This window comes from Pedobacter miscanthi, from assembly GCF_032678605.1.
Taxonomy (GTDB): Bacteria; Bacteroidota; Bacteroidia; order Sphingobacteriales; family Sphingobacteriaceae; genus Pedobacter; species Pedobacter miscanthi_A.
The window spans coordinates 482,472-500,106 of the sequence record NZ_JAVTSU010000002.1 but is presented as its reverse complement, the minus strand read 5'-3'; the positions used below and the strand labels follow the sequence as shown (position 1 = coordinate 500,106).

General features: G+C 37.6%; 21 protein-coding genes. 5 read left to right on the top strand and 16 right to left on the bottom strand.

Translation table 11 applies throughout. The features are described 5' to 3' along the window. Positions 1-145 precede the first annotated feature (145 nt). The 3 genes from R2R28_RS04975 to R2R28_RS04965 all read right to left on the bottom strand — a co-directional run bounded on the left by R2R28_RS04975 (position 146) and on the right by R2R28_RS04965 (position 2,401). A complete protein-coding gene (locus R2R28_RS04975) occupies positions 146-559 on the bottom strand; it encodes a hypothetical protein (protein WP_316824601.1) in 414 nt (137 codons plus the stop codon). A 99-nt stretch (positions 560-658) separates the two neighbouring features. After that, on the bottom strand, positions 659-2,068 hold the full coding sequence (rlmD, locus tag R2R28_RS04970) for a 23S rRNA (uracil(1939)-C(5))-methyltransferase RlmD (protein ID WP_316824600.1): 1,410 nt from the start codon (positions 2,066-2,068) through the stop codon (positions 659-661). Between the two features lie 222 nt (positions 2,069-2,290). Continuing rightward, complete coding sequence (locus R2R28_RS04965; RefSeq protein ID WP_039843133.1) at positions 2,291-2,401, bottom strand: hypothetical protein; 111 nt, start codon at positions 2,399-2,401, stop codon at positions 2,291-2,293. Between the two features lie 214 nt (positions 2,402-2,615). Between R2R28_RS04965 and R2R28_RS04960 the strand changes: the two genes are divergently transcribed. Together R2R28_RS04960 and R2R28_RS04955 are read left to right on the top strand one after the other, a co-directional pair. Continuing rightward, the gene (locus R2R28_RS04960; protein WP_316824599.1) at positions 2,616-3,074 is read left to right on the top strand and encodes a DoxX family protein; all 459 of its coding nucleotides are present in this window, start codon (positions 2,616-2,618) and stop codon (positions 3,072-3,074) included. A gap of 45 nt (positions 3,075-3,119) precedes the next feature. Beyond that, on the top strand, positions 3,120-4,823 hold the full coding sequence (locus R2R28_RS04955; protein WP_316824598.1) for a M28 family peptidase: 1,704 nt from the start codon (positions 3,120-3,122) through the stop codon (positions 4,821-4,823). A 1-nt stretch (position 4,824) separates the two neighbouring features. On the opposite strand, the gene R2R28_RS04950 is transcribed toward R2R28_RS04955, so the two are convergent. Then, the gene (locus R2R28_RS04950) at positions 4,825-5,814 is read right to left on the bottom strand and encodes a virulence protein RhuM/Fic/DOC family protein (RefSeq protein ID WP_316824597.1); all 990 of its coding nucleotides are present in this window, start codon (positions 5,812-5,814) and stop codon (positions 4,825-4,827) included. A gap of 39 nt (positions 5,815-5,853) precedes the next feature. On the opposite strand from R2R28_RS04950, the gene crtD reads away from it, so the two are divergent. Then, on the top strand, positions 5,854-7,341 hold the full coding sequence (gene crtD, locus R2R28_RS04945; protein WP_316824596.1) for a 1-hydroxycarotenoid 3,4-desaturase CrtD: 1,488 nt from the start codon (positions 5,854-5,856) through the stop codon (positions 7,339-7,341). Positions 7,342-7,666: 325 nt separating this feature from the next. Here the strand turns inward: crtD and R2R28_RS04940 are convergent, their stop codons facing one another. From R2R28_RS04940 to R2R28_RS04920, 5 genes are read right to left on the bottom strand one after another with little or no spacing between them, the layout of a single operon-like run. After that, positions 7,667-8,170 (bottom strand): shikimate kinase, encoded by a 504-nt coding sequence (locus R2R28_RS04940; protein WP_316824595.1) that lies wholly within the window; start codon positions 8,168-8,170, stop codon positions 7,667-7,669. A 20-nt stretch (positions 8,171-8,190) separates the two neighbouring features. Next, positions 8,191-8,637: a DinB family protein gene (locus R2R28_RS04935; protein WP_316824594.1), complete on the bottom strand. Its 447-nt coding sequence runs from the start codon at positions 8,635-8,637 to the stop codon at positions 8,191-8,193. A gap of 3 nt (positions 8,638-8,640) precedes the next feature. Beyond that, complete coding sequence (locus R2R28_RS04930) at positions 8,641-9,696, bottom strand: ABC transporter permease (protein ID WP_316824593.1); 1,056 nt, start codon at positions 9,694-9,696, stop codon at positions 8,641-8,643. Positions 9,697-9,698: 2 nt separating this feature from the next. Then, positions 9,699-10,850: a BT_3928 family protein gene (locus tag R2R28_RS04925; RefSeq protein WP_316824592.1), complete on the bottom strand. Its 1,152-nt coding sequence runs from the start codon at positions 10,848-10,850 to the stop codon at positions 9,699-9,701. A gap of 37 nt (positions 10,851-10,887) precedes the next feature. Next, entirely contained in the window at positions 10,888-11,433 is a 546-nt protein-coding gene (locus R2R28_RS04920) for a DUF1599 domain-containing protein (protein WP_316824591.1), read from the bottom strand. A gap of 100 nt (positions 11,434-11,533) precedes the next feature. On the opposite strand from R2R28_RS04920, the gene folP reads away from it, so the two are divergent. Both folP and cdaA read left to right on the top strand, forming a co-directional pair. Next, positions 11,534-12,385: a dihydropteroate synthase gene (gene folP, locus R2R28_RS04915; RefSeq protein WP_316824590.1), complete on the top strand. Its 852-nt coding sequence runs from the start codon at positions 11,534-11,536 to the stop codon at positions 12,383-12,385. Positions 12,386-12,665: 280 nt separating this feature from the next. Continuing rightward, complete coding sequence (cdaA, locus tag R2R28_RS04910; RefSeq protein WP_025145565.1) at positions 12,666-13,457, top strand: diadenylate cyclase CdaA; 792 nt, start codon at positions 12,666-12,668, stop codon at positions 13,455-13,457. Between the two features lie 378 nt (positions 13,458-13,835). On the opposite strand, the gene R2R28_RS04905 is transcribed toward cdaA, so the two are convergent. The 7 genes from R2R28_RS04905 to R2R28_RS04875 form a co-directional block, all read right to left on the bottom strand. Further along, entirely contained in the window at positions 13,836-14,246 is a 411-nt protein-coding gene (locus R2R28_RS04905) for a BrxA/BrxB family bacilliredoxin (protein ID WP_025145566.1), read from the bottom strand. 106 nt (positions 14,247-14,352) lie between these two features. Beyond that, the gene (locus R2R28_RS04900; protein WP_316824589.1) at positions 14,353-14,844 is read right to left on the bottom strand and encodes a CCC motif membrane protein; all 492 of its coding nucleotides are present in this window, start codon (positions 14,842-14,844) and stop codon (positions 14,353-14,355) included. 7 nt (positions 14,845-14,851) lie between these two features. Beyond that, positions 14,852-15,172: a DUF2752 domain-containing protein gene (locus tag R2R28_RS04895; RefSeq protein WP_316824588.1), complete on the bottom strand. Its 321-nt coding sequence runs from the start codon at positions 15,170-15,172 to the stop codon at positions 14,852-14,854. Next, complete coding sequence (locus tag R2R28_RS04890) at positions 15,153-15,587, bottom strand: YkvA family protein (protein WP_316824587.1); 435 nt, start codon at positions 15,585-15,587, stop codon at positions 15,153-15,155. The genes R2R28_RS04895 and R2R28_RS04890 overlap by 20 nt, the downstream gene beginning before the upstream one ends. Positions 15,588-15,607: 20 nt before the next feature. Next, positions 15,608-16,492 (bottom strand): YARHG domain-containing protein, encoded by an 885-nt coding sequence (locus R2R28_RS04885; RefSeq protein WP_316824586.1) that lies wholly within the window; start codon positions 16,490-16,492, stop codon positions 15,608-15,610. 21 nt (positions 16,493-16,513) lie between these two features. After that, positions 16,514-17,140: a DUF2306 domain-containing protein gene (locus tag R2R28_RS04880; protein WP_316824585.1), complete on the bottom strand. Its 627-nt coding sequence runs from the start codon at positions 17,138-17,140 to the stop codon at positions 16,514-16,516. Then, positions 17,141-17,548, bottom strand: a complete 408-nt coding sequence (locus R2R28_RS04875) for a hypothetical protein (RefSeq protein ID WP_316824584.1) — start codon at positions 17,546-17,548, stop codon at positions 17,141-17,143. Between the last annotated feature and the right edge of the window lie 87 nt (positions 17,549-17,635).

Below are 17,635 nucleotides of genomic sequence, written 5' to 3'. Positions count from 1 at the left end.
TTTAGTTAATGATAACTCGCCGTTTTGTGGATGCAAAACGGCGTTGTCTTTTAGAAGGTGATTGCACAGATTGATAGATTACTCAGATAGTAATCTTTATATGTCCAAACTTCGCCCTCAGGACTATCCGACTTGAGGCTAAAGCCTACCTTTTACCTTTTTTATACGGATAATAAATAAAGTTAGCTCCTTCAGGAACAATTACGAATACACACATAAAATCTTCCGGTTTTTTATAAACCTTTAAAAAGGGTTCTTTTCTTTCCTTATTGATGATTCCTTTTTCTACAAATTCTTCTAAAGTAGAAGCCTGTATACTCCAATCGGTGTTGAGTTCTTCTTTGTTTAAAATAAGTTCACCAATGTTTACCTCATGCTGGTGTGCAATAAAAATTGGGTGAGCAGAAATACCTTCTACCATAATTTCGATGGCTACTTCTTTAATCGCATCAGCGTAAAACTCCAGGTCTTTTTCTAAACTTACCAGCGGACTTTCCTGTTTCTTTTGTGGTTCGCCACCATCCTCTGGTGTAGCGCTTAATAATTCTTCTCTGTCCATACCTTAATTAATAATTGAATTTTGAATGAGAAAATGGTTGAATGTTTACAAGCGGTTAGCCCGTTCTCTAATTCAATCATTTTCTCATTCAATCATTTCTTATTTCAACCTTAACAATACTACATTTTCTACGTGCTGTGTGTGCGGAAACATATCTACCGGCTTAATGCGCACTACATCGTATTTTTCTTTTAACAATTCCAAATCACGCGCCTGTGTAGCCGCATTACAGCTTACATAAACGATTTTTTCCGATTCCATCTCCAGTAAGCGCTGCACCACATCAGCATGCATCCCCGCACGTGGTGGATCAGTAATTACCACATCAGGCTTACCGTGTGCCAGAATAAATTCAGCAGTAAGGATATCTTTCATATCTCCGGCATAAAAGATGGTGTTATCAATCCCGTTTAACTCAGAGTTGAACTTTGCATCTTCAATGGCAGTGGGTACATACTCTACCCCTACCACCTGTTTTACATTTTTGGCAATGAAATTTGCAATTGTTCCAGCTCCGGTATATAAATCGTAAACCAGTTCGTCACCTTTAAAACCGGCAAAGTCCCTTGTAATTTTATACAGTTCGAAAGCTTGCTCCGAATTGGTCTGGTAAAAAGATTTCACCCCGATTTTAAAGCGGATACCATCCATTTCCTCAAAAATGTGGTCGCGGCCAGAAAATAATACCACATCCTGATCGAAAATGGTATCGTTTTTCTTTTGGTTAACGATATACAAGAGTGAAGTAATCTGCGGAAATTCATTTTTAAGAAATTCCATCAAACCATCTACCTGTTCTTGTTCAGGATAAGCAAATACCACAGCCACCATTACTTCGCCAGTAGTAGAAGTACGGATAATCAGATTACGCAATACACCTTCATGGTTACGCAGATCGTAAAATGAAAGGTCGTTTTCTAATGCATATTTACGCACGGCATTTCTGATTGAGTTAGAAGGCTCATCCTGTAGATAGCAATGTTCGATATCTAAAATTTTATCGAAACGCAAGGGTACGTGAAAGCCCAATGCATTCATATCGAAATCTTCATCGCGTTCTACATCGGTTTTTTCCAACCAACGTTTATTCGAAAAAGTAAATTCCAGTTTATTGCGGTAGTACCTGTTTTTTGCTGAACCTAAAATAGGCTCGCTACCTGAAGTATCTATTTTACCTAAACGTTGTAAAGCTGCCTCGACATTTTTTTGCTTAAATTTCAATTGAGCATCGTAACCCATGTGCTGCCATTTGCAACCACCACAGGTTCCAAAATGAGGGCAAAAAGGATCGGTACGCAATGCTGATTTTTCATGCAACTGTTCAATAATTGCTTCAGCAAAATTCTTTTTCTTTTTCGTCAGCCGTACGTCTACCACATCGCCGGGAACGGCTTTGTCAACAAAAATGACCAACTCGTCGGCCTTGCCAACACCTTTTCCTTCTTCAGCGATATCGATGATATGTACGTTTGGAACTATCGTTACCGTACCAGGTTTTCTTCTACTCATTATTTTGCAAAGATAAGGCAAAAGGCTGAAAGAGGAAAGACCAAAGGGTAAACACTAAAGCTGAAAACTAAAGTTGGAATGAATATAAATAATTGAAAGAAAAAGCTATAAGGATAAAGCCCCAAGCAGAGCAAACGTTATAGATAATCTACAAGAAAGATTAGGCAATACTTTTCCTTGCAGTATAGAATAACTGATCCGATATATTTTTGATTTTAAAAATTATTTTACAAAAAATTTAAATGCAGCTCCCCAGAAACCATCCAGCCAGTTAAATTTTAAGTCAAATTTTTCATCCACCTGTACAGAAAACTCTAATATTTCTTTGCTCATGATAAAAAACCTATCTATTTAAGCAATAATACAAATTATATACCAAAAACCAAAACGGTACAAATTAACTTTATGTTAATTTTACATCAAGTGGTTAAATAAATTCATTATGTTGAATTCAAGTTACAATCTAACTGATTTTCAGCAATCTATTTGACAAATGAATATAATTCCGTAACTTAATATATCATTCACATAAAAATGGAGGTTCGTTATGAACGTTATCCGTAAAATTGAGCATTGGGGAGATGTTCATCATTCGAAATGGCTGGATTATCTTCGCATTGTCCTTGGCCTGATCATTTTTGGAAAAGGTGTTTCTTTTATTAGCGACACATCCGTACTTCAAAATATGATCACACAAAACAATGTATTTGGTTTTTCAGGCGTACTGATCAGTGTAGCTATTCACGTTGTTGCCTTTGCACATTTGGTTGGCGGTATTTTGATTACATTAGGCCTGGTTACCCGCTTTGCCGTTGTTATCCAGATCCCGATCTTACTGTTTGCCGTGTTTTTCATTAACCTTACCCCGGGTTTCTCTACGCCAAATTCGGAACTTTGGTTTTCGGTGCTGGTGTTATTCCTGCTCATTATGTTTTGGGTGGTGGGTTCTGGTCCGCTATCAGTTGATGAAGGATTAAAAAACAAAACAGGTAAGCGGTACGCTTAACCAACATTAAATATTCTTAGTATCTTTCGTTTTTATAGATGAATCATGAAAACGAAGATACTTTTTGTACTGTTTTTTGCGGGATTGTCGGGTTACGCTCAAAACCCAACAGAAGATTATTTCAAACTAACAAGGGCCGGTTTTAAAGAAAAAAATGCTTATGAAACCACTGCTTTTGTTGAGCAATATTTTCGTTTCCATGGCAATACCGGTTTTAATGCGAGTATCTATTATGTAGAAACCATCCTTAAAAAGGCAGGTTTTGTAGAAGAGAAAAAAAACGAGTTCGAAGCCCCTTTAACATACCGCATCGAAAAAAGGGCGATGAAAGACAATACCTGGGAACCTGTTGATGCCAATATCGATATTATAGGAGAGGCACAACCGCTTATTTCTTACAAAACCAACCGAAACATGATTCCGATCAACTGTGTCTCTACTCCTGTTGGAGGTGTTGTGGCCAATATAGTTTATATCGAAAAAATTGTTCCGTCCGAAATTGAAAAAATGGACCTGAAAGGGAAAATCCTGTTTTCAGAGAACAACCCATCACGCTTACTTCAAATTGCTACAAAAACGGGAGCAATCGGTGTTTTAGGCTATTCTATGCCAAAATATACCCAGCCCGAAGTACATCAAACTTCCATCCAGTTTGGCAGTATGAAAGCCAATAACGAAGTATGGACTTTGCTCTTATCTTATGCCGCTAAAGAAAAACTCAAATCAGCCTGTTTAAAAGGCGAAACGAAATTGAAGGTAAATATCCAGACCAAAATTTATCCTTCGGAAGAATTAACGATTGTGGCAAACGTTAGGGGAAGCATAAATCCTACAGAACGTTTTGTATTTAGCGCGCACGTGCAGGAACCGGGTGCAAATGATAATGCCAGTGGTGTTGGCACATTAGCAGAAATGGCCAGGTTAACCGCAGAACTGTATCAGGCAAAAAAAATCAGTCCAAAGCGTACCCTTACATTTTTATGGGGCGACGAAATTATATCAACCAGAAGATATATTACTGAAGATACGGCCCGGGCCAAAGGTATTATGTGGGGAATGAGTTTGGATATGGTAGGTGAAGACACTAAAAAAACAGGAGGTTCTTTCCTGATCGAAAAAATGCCCGATCCATCTGCCATCTGGACCAGAGGAACAGATAAACATACTGAATGGGGCGCTGGAGATGTAGGAGAAAAAGATCTTTTCCCTCACTATTTTAACGATTTTATATTCGACATCTGTAAAACCCAGGGAAAATTCGCTAATTGGACGGTTAATTATAACCCTTTTGAAGGTGGCAGTGACCATACTCCATTTTTACAAAATAAAATCCCGGGGTTATTGATGTGGCATTTTACCGATGTGTTTTACCATACTGATAACGATCGGATTGATAAAGTTTCGCCAACTGAAATGAAAAACGTTGGCATAAGTGGTTTAACTGCAGCTTACACTTTAATTTCTGCGGATGAGAACACCGCTACAGCTACCGTTGAACAGCTTAAAACAGATGCTTTGATCCGTCTGAAAACCGAGTTTGAGTTAAGCAAAAAAGCAATTGCTGATGGAAAAGCGGCAACAGATGAAAAGCATATTATCGAAGTTTGGTGCAAATGGTACGTAGATGCACTTGCAACGATCAATAAAATGCCCGTTAGAGCAGAAACGACAAGAGTTGGTTCGGCTATAAAATTTGCCACCAACGAGATCGAAAAACAAACAAAAATCTATTTAGAAGAGTTGAAGTAGGCTAATTTTTATAGTTGATCAAATTAGTAACGACTTTAACCATCATTTCTTTTTCTTTAGGATCACTTTCTGCGATGAGTAAGGTAAGCGCAACAAGCGCATTATCAGCAATTCTTTTTGTACCATCTTCGCGATAGAGCATTTTATTTTTATCCAGAAACCAAACAAATAAAAAGGCGGCGATCCGTTTATTTCCATCAGAAAATGAATGGTTTTTTACTACGAAATATAATAGATTGGCTGCCTTTTCTTCCATACTCGGATAAAGTTCTTCTCCATCAAATGTTTGATAAATGGTATACAATGAACTTTTAAATGATTGGTCTTTTTCATTGCCAAAAAGTTTGCTTCCACCAAATTTCACCCTCAAATCATCTATGGCTTCAAGTGCAGAATCATAATCGATTTTAAAATCGCCCTTATGGCCAGAAACTTCATTTTCTAGCTGCTGATGGTCGTAACGATCAAGAACATCTAAGGCATAAACATAATCTGTAAGAATTTTAAAAGTATCCTTTAGCTCATCATTATTAAGCAATTGGTTACTTTGAACAGCACCAACCAATTTAATGGCCTGCTTTAATTCTATGAGTTGCTGGCTTTGCTCTTGTAATTTTTTATGATTTAAGGCATACCCATTTATTAGATAATCTTTTAAAATCTGGTTGGCCCATATACGAAATTGTGTTGCTTTAAGTGAATTTACTCTATAGCCGATTGATAAAATCATATCTAGATTATAACTATCAACAGTTCTTTTCACACGTCTAGCACCTTCAACACGAACCATTTCCATTTTGGAAATAGTTGCCTCATTAAGTTCTCTACTCTGAAATATATTTTTTATATGCTTATTAATCGCCGGAACCTGAATTCCAAAAATTTCAGCAATTTGTTTTTGCGTTAACCATAGTGTTTCATTCTTAATTGCTACTTCTATTGCAGGCAGCCCCTCTTCTGTTTTATAAATTATAATTTCGTCCTTAACCATCGCTTTAAGTTAGTAAAATATTTAACCTATTTTCGCATTATGCCTAAACCAAAAGCAATAGTTATCGGTGCCGGAATAGCAGGAATTGCATCTGCCATTCGCCTTTCCATAAAGGGTTATGAAGTTGATGTTTTTGAAGCCAACTCGAAAGCAGGGGGAAAACTGGGTGAAATAAAAATAAATGGCTTTAGGTTTGATGCCGGGCCAAGCCTGTTTACCATGCCACAATATGTGAATGAACTTTTTAAACTGGCAGGTAAAAACCCTGAAGACTATTTTAAATACATTAAACTAAAAGAAGTTTGCCGTTACTTTTACGAAGACGGCTTAAGACTAAACGCCAGTTCCGATCTTGATAAATTTGCAAAGGAAATAGAAGAAAAAACCAATTCAACAGCAGCAGAAGTTCAGCAATTCTTAAAAAAAAGCGAAACAATCTACGAAGTTACCCATCGCGTTTTTTTAGAAAGAAGTTTGCATAAGCTCAAAAGTTACCTGCATTGGGATACGCTAAAATCGATATTTCGTTTCGGTCAGATAGATGCCTTTAGAACACAGGCCAGGGCAAACAAATCATTTTTTAAAGACGAGAGGATAACGCAGCTTTTCAATCGCTATGCCACTTATAATGGCTCCGATCCATACCAGGCTCCTGCTACATTAAATGTGATTCCACATTTTGAGTATCATTTCGGAGCCTTTCTTCCTAAAAACGGGATGTACGGCATAGTTGCAGCTTTGTTAAAACTGGCTGAAGAATTGGGTATCAGATTCCATTACAACCAAAAAGTAGAGGAAATTTTATATGCCAATGAAGGCAAACCTAAAATAAAAGGGGTAAAAGTTAACGATAAAACCTACAAAGCGGATATTGTGATCTCCAACCTTGATATCTGGTTCACTTATAAAAACCTGCTCAAAGGTATTCCTGAGTCTAAAAAGTTATTAAACCAGGAACGTAGCAGTTCGGCTTTGATTTTTTACTGGGGAATGGATGGCAATTATAGCGACTTAGGCCTACACAACATTTTCTTTACTGAAGATTATCAAAAGGAATTTAATGCCATATGGAAAGATAAATCCGTCTGCAACGATCCTACCGTTTACATTAGCATCAGCGCTAAACACATTAGAGGTGATGCCCCTGCAGACGGTGAAAATTGGTTTGTAATGATTAATGTACCAGCCAATAACGGGCAAAATTGGGATCAGTTGATTAAGGAATCGAGAAACAATATTATTAAAAAAATCAGCCGGATTTTAAACCGGAACATTGAAAAAGATATCATTTGCGAACAAATCCTCGATCCTAGGAGCATTGAAAGCAAAACAGGATCATACCAGGGTTCTTTATATGGAAACAGCTCAAATAACCAGTTTTCTGCGTTTTTACGACACTCTAACTTCAGCACAAAAGTTAAAAATTTATACTTCTGTGGGGGTAGTGTACATCCAGGCGGCGGAATCCCCCTTGCACTGTTATCGGCGAAGATAATTGATGATAATATTAGTTCAGGGGTTCATTAGCTATTGGTTCATTGGTTCATTCGTTCATTGGTCAATAGTCTAATAGTTCATAGTTGATAGCTCATTAGTTCAATGGTCATTGGTCAATAGTCTAATGGTTCATAGTTGATAGCTCATTAGTTCAATGGTCATTGGTCAATAATCTAATGGCTCATGGTTGATAGCTCATTAGTTCAATGGTCATTGGTCAATAATCTAATGGTTCATGGTTGATAGCTCATTAGTGTATTGGTCATTGGTTCGATTGGTTAATAGTTTAATGGTTGATAGATAGCTTATTGGGTTAAGCGGTTAATTGCCTCCCGACTCCAAGCTCCAAACGCACTTAAATTCCCCTCTTAATTGCTTCTTCTAACTTCTCTCCATCGAGATCAAATGCATCAACAATTAACTTAGCTTGGGTATAAAATGGGTCACGTTCTTTGAGTTTATCTTTAATAAATTCTAAAAGTTGCTCATCATCTAAATCTTTAATAAGGGGGCGTTTTTGACGGTTATGTAAACGCGATACCAATGCTGCAGGCTCCATTTGTAGGTAAACTGTTTCACCATGCGCATTCATCCATTGCATATTATCAAAGAAACATGGTAATCCACCACCGGTGGCCACCACACAGGTTTCAGGATAATGGAATGTTTTTAACATTTCGCTTTCATAGTCCCTAAAACCACTTTCTCCAAATTCGGCAAAATATTCGGCAATGGTTTTACCTGTTTTTGTAACGATTTCGGCATCAAGATCAATCACCGGGCACGCTAAACGGTGCGCCAACTGTTTTGCTTTGGTACTTTTACCGCAGCCCATATATCCGATAAGGAAAATTTTCATCTGTGTTTCTTATATCCGATCTATAATAAATGATCGCGTTTTAACATAATATAATCGGTTACAGGTGGCGTATAACCGGCCTTTTTTAATAAAGTAACAACCTGTCCGCGATGATAAGTAGAATGATTAAATAAATGAAATAAAATTTCATCTATCCGGTTTTCATATTGGTCTCCTCTCGAATTGTGATACAAAACCTTTTTATCTAAGGCATTATTTTTCAAGGTTTCTCTGATCAACTTAAAATTATCAGCAGAAAGGCTTTCAAAATTTTCTTTCGGATGAATATACCAAACGCCATAAAGTGGCTTTTTGCCCGAAATACGTTGAGCCCAAATATGCTGTGCATTAAGTACGTGACTGAACAAACGTTCTGCATCAGGCAAATCAATCGTTGCTATTTTAAATATTTCGATGATCCGGCCATCTGCCAGCTCGGTATAATTTATAATTTCTTCTTCTTGCATCACTTAACTTAATTTAACCCTTGGATCGACATAAGCATATAAAATATCAACGAGAATATTGATCACCACAAATACGAATGCGATAAAAAGGATAGAACCCATTACCACCGGGAAATCAGACATTTCTAATGCGGTTACTGTTGTTCTTCCCAATCCGTTATAGCCAAAAATATATTCTACAAAAAAAGAACCTGCCAATAAAGAGGCAAACCATCCTGAAATGGCAGTAATTACCGGATTCATAGCATTTTTTAAGGCGTGTTTGTAAATAATCGCATTTCTGCTTAATCCTTTAGCGCGTGCGGTTCTGATGTAATCCTGTGCTAAAACATCCAGCATCGCACTTCTGGTAAGCTGTACAATAATGGCCAGGGGTCTTAGGCCTAAGGTGATCATGGGTAACCACAAATTTCTCAGGGTTAATACCTCACCATAAAAAGGATCATAAGAATATAAACTGCCGCTCATTTTCAAACCGGTGTAATTGCTGAGTACAAAGCCAAATAACCAGGCGATAATGATACCTGCAAAAAAGGAGGGTGCTGAGATACCAAAAATGGCAAATGCATTGGCCGATTTATCAATCCATGAATCTTTATAAACTGCGGATAAAACGCCCAAAAACACACCAATTATAGTCGCAAAAATCATCGCGGTTAAAGCCAGGATAAAGGTATTTGGTACTGTTTCAGAAAGAATTGCTGTTACATCGCGTTTGGTTTGGTATGAACTACGCAGGTAAGGCCATTTTAACGCCAGCACTTTTTGATCAAAAGTAATCAACCTTGCGTAGTGGTATTTCTGCTGACTGGTGCTATCGTTATCCAAAATACTAATTGGCGATAGATCATTAATATATAAAACAAACTGGACAGGCTTGGAGCGATCTAAACCAAACTCTTTACGTACAGCCTCAAGCGATTGCACATCTGCCCGCTGCCCCATCGTCATCCGCGCCGGATCGCCGGGCAAAATATTAAAGAGCACAAAAACAACCAATATCACACCACCCATTACCAGTAGTCCGTACATTAGTTTTTTTAGCGCGTATCCGATCATGTTTATTTATCGAAATATTTCCTGCTTAACTGATCGAAAGTAGGTACATTGTGGAAATGCCACTTATTAATCACCACGCCGTTTTTCATCAACAAAACACCCGGATTTGCCCTTACCATACTTTTTAAAGGTACAGCATCTGCATAAAATACTTCCGAAAACAGGTTGTTTTTTTTGATAAATGCTTGTGCATCCTGGGCAGAATTAGAAGTAAGCAATACGGTTCGAATGTTAAACTGCTGCGTAGCATTTATAGCCAGTGCATTTAATTTACCAATGGCTGCTTCATTTGTACTATGAAGATCGTAAGCCACAAAAATGAGATTATAGTAAGGATTTTCGATCAGTTCTTTGGTATAATCGGTACCAGAGGCATCAGTAATATTTAAATCCTTTATTTTAGGCTCAAAGCCCTTTTTCACCAGGTTTTTTGTGGGTTCGCCTATAATTTCCCAGTTGCTATCCTTCCAGATTTCCGTTTTAAGATAGGCTTTATCGCTCATGTCTTTCTCCTCTTTGGTTTTCTTGTTTTTAAGGTGGTACATGATTTCAAATTCATCAGGTTTTTCTCCAGGAGGGATTACCATTAATGAAGGAATATGCGCACCAACTTTGTAAGGCAGGAAATCGAGAATCGGTAATACATTATAGGTATAAAGTCCAAAACCTAAAGAAATGGCCGTTACAGCAATCGCAATATTTCTTTGCGTGGCTTCTTTTTTAAACAATGGCTGAATCAGGCCTTTCTTTAAGAAAATCACAATAATCAGCACCAAAAGAATCAGGTCTTTACTGAACGATTGCCATGGGGTAAGCGGAATGGCATCGCCAAAACAACCACAACTGGTAACCACTTTAAATGTTGCAGAGATAAACGTTAACAGCGTAAAGAAGATAATGAGCAACAATAATCCCCAGGCTACTTTTTTACTCCAGAAACCTAAGAGCAACAAGGCGCCCAGCACAATTTCTAAAGTACAAAGCAAAATGGCTATACCCGTAGCCATCCCACTAAGAAAATTTATATGAAAAACTTCGAAATATTCTTGTAGTTTATAACCAAAACCAAGCGGATCGTTTGCTTTAATTAGTCCTGAAAATATGAATAAAGCACCAACAAAAAATCGGGAAAATCTTAAAAGTACATTTTGCATCGGTATATTTTTTCTAATGGTGATGGGGCAATTTCATTTATTTAACACCTAACTTAATCAAAGCAAAAACTGAATAGTTCAGCATATCCTGATAATTCGCTTTTACACCTTCTGAAGCCAGGGTTTGTCCTTCGTTATCCTCGATCTGTTTAACCCTGAAAATTTTCATCAAAATCAGATCGGTGAGTGAGCTGATGCGCATATCACGCCAGGCTTCACCATAATCGTGATTTTTTGCGAACATTAAATCCTTGGTTTCAGTTACTTTCCCTTCAAAGAGCTTTTCAACTTCAGCATATGCCATTTCGTTTGGATCGTTTTCGGTCAGTTCGAGCTGCATCATCGCAATTACACAATAATTTACAATGCCAATGTATTCAGATATTACACCCTCTCCTACTTTACTTATTTTTTTTTCTTCCAAAGTACGGATACGTTGTGCCTTGATAAAAATTTGATCGGTGATTGAACTTGGTCTTAAAATCCGCCATGCAGTGCCATAATCTTTAGTCTTTTTTAAAAATAATGATCTGCAAACCGCAATCACTTCATCAAATTCGGTAGAGGTATTTGTTTGTGCCAAAGCCAATAATTATTTAGTTTTTAGTGTATTTTTGTCCTGAAAAAACAAAAGCTAAAGATACATTTTTAAAGCGAAACCCAAATCCCCGAAAGGGTTTATTATGGCAGAAAAAAACTTTTTTGAGCCCAAACAAAGCTTGAATATAAAAGGTAAACTTATTGATTTGAGCACGCCAAAAGTGATGGGAATTTTAAATATCACTCCTGATTCCTTTTATAGCAACAGCCGTACAAAAACCATAGATGAAGCTTTAACAAAAGCTAATCAGTTTTTAAACGAAGGCGCTACTTTTATTGATATCGGTGGTTATTCATCAAGACCAGGCGCTAAAGATATTTCTACAAATGAAGAAATAGACCGTTTGGTACCTGTTGTAGAAAGTTTAACTACAGCATTTCCCGGGGCGATTATTTCTATTGATACTTTCAGGGCAAAAGTAGCCGAAGAAACCATTTTAGCAGGTGCGCATATCATTAACGATATTGCCAGCGGCGATATGGATGATAAAATGTTCGAAACTGTGGCCAAACTGCAAGTACCCTATATGATCATGCATATGCAGGGCACACCACAAAATATGCAACAAAATCCGGTGTACAAGAATGTGCTCCTAGAAGTGATTGATTACCTGGCAGAAAAAATTGCAGCACTTAAGGCCCTCCACATCCACGACGTAATTATTGATCCGGGTTTTGGTTTTGGAAAAACGACCGAACACAATTATGAATTATTGAACCAGATGGAAGCCTTCAAAATATTTAAACTCCCAATTTTGGTTGGTTTCTCGCGAAAAGGCATGATCTATAAAACACTTGGCACCTCGGCTGCAGAAGCATTGAACGGAACAACTGTGCTGAATACCATCGCCCTGCAAAAAGGAGCAGGAATTTTAAGGGTACATGATGTGAAGGAAGCGGTGGAGTGCGTGAGGTTGGTAGCAAGTTTGGGTTGAACGGTCTGGTTATTTAGATCCAGAAATGGATTACTAAAAATGTGCGTCATTTCCACTGAAGCATAGCGAAATGACGGCTAATCAAGGCCCTCCATCCGGACAAATTTTGCCAAAATTGATTTGTCTGAAAGACGACTCCCCTACTAAATTCCTCTTGCTGAACTTGTTTCAGCATCTATTTTTCGGCTAATGACCTCAGAAATAAATTCATGTTGAAGATCTTTTCTAAACAATTAACTGATCTTGTAAACTGACAACCGTTTTGCTATCTTGCCACTAAATGAAAGGTTTTGATTTTGACTTCCTTAAAGTATCGCCAACTGATATCGTTGATATCATTTTGGTGGCCTTATTAATTTACTATGTTTATACCCTAATCCGTAATACGCTGGCCGTTAACCTGCTTGTGGGCATGTTTATTATCACCGTTTTTTACTGGATAGTGAAGGCTTTACACATGGAATTATTAACCGCAATCATAGATAAGTTTATGAGTGTGGGGATTATTGCATTGATTGTAATTTTTCACCCTGAAATCAGGCGTTTTCTTTTACTAATTGGAAAGAATGCCTTTTTACAGAAGAACAAGGCCTGGTGGGGCTACCTATTTGGCAGGAAAGAGATTGAAAGGAATAACTTAACCCGCATAAAACCCATTATTGACGCTTGTAAAACCATGAAAAAAACCCGCACGGGCGCATTAATGGTTTTTGTTAAATTTTACGATGAACAATTTTTTGCCAATAGCTGCGAAATTGTAGATGCCAAAATATCTAAACGTTTGCTGGAAAGTATCTTTCAAAAGAACAGTCCGCTGCATGATGGTGCCGTGGTGATTTCTGAAAATAAAATTAAAAGCGCCAGTTGTATTTTGCCCTTAACGGATAACGATCAATTGCCTTCACAATTTGGATTAAGGCACCGTGCCGGTATCGGGGTTTCTGAAACTACTGATGCCGTTGCCGTAATCATCTCAGAAGAAACAGGAGAAATCTCCTACGCAAAACAAGGCAGGGTAAGGATGAATGTTTCATTTGGTGAACTGGAAAAACTGCTGAACAAAGATTTTTAAGGTACAGATTAAGGGATTTAAGGTGATTACACCCATTAAAAAGCTAAAACCATCATTTCCACCTTGCACACCTTCGCATTAACATATCCATAAAAAAGTTCGTCATTGCGAGGAGGCACAAGGAATCAATCTTACTACTATGGGTGGGGATCATAAATTTCACACCTGGCGATCGCATTAGGATTGCTTCGTACCTCTCAATGACGACTTCCCGCGTTTTTTCAACCCCCTGTAATCCATATTGATTTTCGTAATAAATTATTACTGGAGATGACGGAGATTATAAAACGCAAAATGGCGAATGTTTCCATTCACCATCTCATTATCATTTAAATCACCTTCTTATCGGTATAATCCAATAATCGGTATAATCATTTTCTAGCAATATTGTTCAAAAGCACCGATCAGGTTATCAGCGATCATTTGTGCGGGACGACCCTCAATCTGGTGGCGCTCAATCATGTGTACCAGTTTACCATCTTTAAATAAAGCCATTGCTGGTGAAGACGGAGGGAAAGGCATCATGTAATTTCTAGCCTGATCTACTGCTTCTTTTTCCATACCTGCAAAAACGGTAACCAATTTATCCGGGTGTTTTTCGTGTGCTGCCGCTGCCCTTGCTGCCGGACGTGCATTTGCTGCTGCACAACCGCAAACTGAGTTTACCACCACCAATACCGTACCTTCGCCTTTAATGGCCTGATCTACGTCTGCTGCGTTTTTTAATTCCTGAAAACCAACGTTAGTTAATTCCTTACGCATTGGCTCCACTAAATATTCTGGATACATTATCTTAGTTTTTTATTTACAATTTCAATGATACAAAAATAAGAAAATCGAATGGCATGCACCATTCGATTTATATTTTTAAGGTAAAATTAATCAATGGGTTTAATTACGACTTGAAGAATTTATTGTACATATCGGGATTAGCGATGGCACCAATGATAACCAATACAAAAAACAAGATCATTAAGATACTTAAAATCGCTGCAATCATCCCACAGATTTTACCTGCCTTTGCATTTTTGTACGATGATTCCGTATATAACCCTGGGTTAAGCTGATATTTTTTCATATCACCTGCACCTAATATCCAGGCAATTATGCCGAATATTAATCCAAATATGCCATAAAAACAACAAGCTGGCAGTGCAATAATACCTAAAACAAGAGCGGCTGTAGCATTGGGTAAATTTTGCTGACCAAAACCTCCTCCTCCAAACTGGCCAAACGGCGGTGGTTGCTGAAAAGGTGGCGGTTGTTGAAAAGGCGGTGGTGTTACCGGCTCCTGATCAAGGGGTTGAAAAGGTGTAGGCTCGGAATTTTGATTCTTTGAAAGATCAATGGGTTTATTTTCCTGGGGATTTTCCTGTTCTTCAGACATGTTATATTTAGATCAATTGGTGAGTATATATTTTGTAAATGTAATTGATTAAGATAATTACTGCAACTCCTGTAAAAACCATTTTAATGAGTTGCGCTCCAAACTTAAAATCAACTTTTAGGTGAATGATGGTAAACAACACCACAAAAATGAGTGGAATTGTTGCAGGATAAAATTTAAATGACGCGATTAAATCGCCACGGCACAACGCCAGAATAGAACGCTGTAAACCGCAGCCAGGGCAATCTAATCCAAAATTGGCTTTAAAAGGGCAGCTAAAAAGATGATTTGCTACCCAATCAGGAAAGCTACGATGCAGTTGAGCCATCAATATTACCTATAAATTTTACCTGCGCATCTTTCCAGGCCTTGTATTTTTCCAAATCTTTAAGCACTTGCCTGTATACGAGGTTTAAAATGTAGATATCATCAACAAAGCCTAAAACAGGTACAAAATCCGGAATCACATCGATTGGAGATAAGAAATAAATCAATCCGCCTAAAATGGCAATGATCGATCTCTTTGGAATTTCGGTATAATCGCCGTTAACATAATCTTTTGATACGGCAAACAACAGTACCAGTTTCGACCAAACGCCTTCCAGGTCACCTTTATTGGTTACCGCTTTTCCTAAGGCATCTTTAATCGTATTGCTGGCTTTCGTTTTATCACTTAAGATTACCGAAGCCTTACTTTCTGATTTTTTAAAGAAACCCAGTATTTTCTCCCTGTTTAATTTCATAGTTAATTGTGTATTACAAATTAACGGCCAAAAGCATCATAATTGTCTTCAGCGTACCTGGTAAAACGATCTAACAGCTTGATATTCTTATTTTCAATTGTTGTTAAATCGTTATCAACGTTGTTTTTAACCGGAACGTACCATTCTACCGGATCGAAAAAATTTCTGAAAGTTTGCTTTTTAAAAGCATAACCATGTCTGGCAAAAATGGTATTTTTAATAATCTGAAGATCAAGTTTTCTTAAATTCTTTACATCTTCTTCTTTGAGCGTAGTTGTAGAGGCATTCAATTTAAAAATCTGATCGGATGCGCTTCTGAAAAACGGGTTAACACCTAAGGTATCTACTGTTCCATCTTCCAGGGTATCCAAGTTTTTTATCATTTTATGATCGCTCCAATCTACATAACTCGCTTCTGTAGGCAACATTAGGCTTGCATTATATTCGAATGTCTTTTTCAGCAATTTAAATTCTTTTTCAGGCCATTTAAGCTCTTTTTTATAGGCATTCCATTTACCGATCAATGTATCCCCAATAAGCGAGATTTCAAATTTTCCATCGTATTTTTCGGTGCCGGGTTCATCTAAAATAAAGGTAATTTTACTTCCATCTTCTGACAATTTACCTAATAATGGACGGCTGTTTCCAGAAACGACACTTTGTGCAATTACAGTATCTTTAGTGATTTTTTTAATATTAATATTCAGTTTTTTAATAGCATCCGACATGTCTCCTTCGTATTCTAACTCATCTGTTGTGTAAAAATCGCCAACCCAAAAACCGTAAAGTTCTTTGTGGATTTCAGCTTGAGCAACTGCTTTAGATTTTACGGTATTCGTTTTTTTGGTATCTCTGCATGATAGCACAAAAAGCGGAACAAGAGCGAGTAATAAGATTTTTTTCATGGTATATGTTTCTTTTATAGGTCAAACGATTTTCTTTTTAATCAGCCATTCAGCGATTAATAAATTGGGTATCCAGCCCAGCCAGGCAATAATCTGATATACATCCATTGGTGCCGGGTGGAATAAATATACTAAAATAACTTTCCATAATCTTAACGTGATGGCCGAAGCTGCCAGTGCAAAACTGCGGTACATCATTTTTTTATGGGCTACTATTTTTCTTTTTAAGATGAGCTGAACTGCTTTTAGGGTAAACCAGAACCACAAAATTCCAAGAATAATAAAGGAGGTCTTAGCCATTAAACCACCATTGGCGAACCAGCCGATAAATACCCCAGATGGTGAAGCAAGCAACAATACAAAGCCAACATACAAATAGCCCAACCATTTGTGTACTTTAGGATATTTAGCTAAAATTTTAGGATTAAACTGTGTAAAGCCAGCCAGTAGTACAAATATGGCGCTGTAAACGTGTATGTAAAATATGGGAAGATAGGCTTTGATCCCTGATACTTCGGTCTGTTTAATCTGCAGAAAAGAGACCTCACTGCTCAGTGGGATATAACGTAGGGTAATTTGCAGCATTAGCGCAAAAAAGTAGGCAAAAAACAAGAGCCAGGCCACACGTTTATAGCTGATGCTTCTCATTTATTTTCTATTAAAGAGCAGAAGTAATTTTTTATCGAAGGGTATGGCAACCAGTTGTGCATTTACCACATCATCCTCGTAAAGCTGTTGCTTTTTCGGATCGAATACAAAACGGGCAATAACAGGCATCCTATCCGCGTAACTTTCGTGCAGGTTAAAATTATAAGTTTTAGAGTACTCTTGCGAAGGATCTGTTTTAGGGTTTGGACTACTTTCGAGCATCACGCCGTAAGAGGTGCCACCATTTTTAACAATCCTTTCATAGAGACCTTTGGTAAGTTGCTTGCAGCGGGGAGAGGTTTCTACGATTTTATAGGCAATCTTTGCTTTATGGCTTTCTTTAACCTGAGCCTTTGATTGGTAAATGGATAATCCCAGAATAAAGAGAAGAAATAGGATGTTTTTCATGATGAATAGCGTTATTAAATATACTAAAGTCACACTGAGTTTGCCGAAATGCTTTATAACATCTTCGACAGGCTCAGACTGACATAC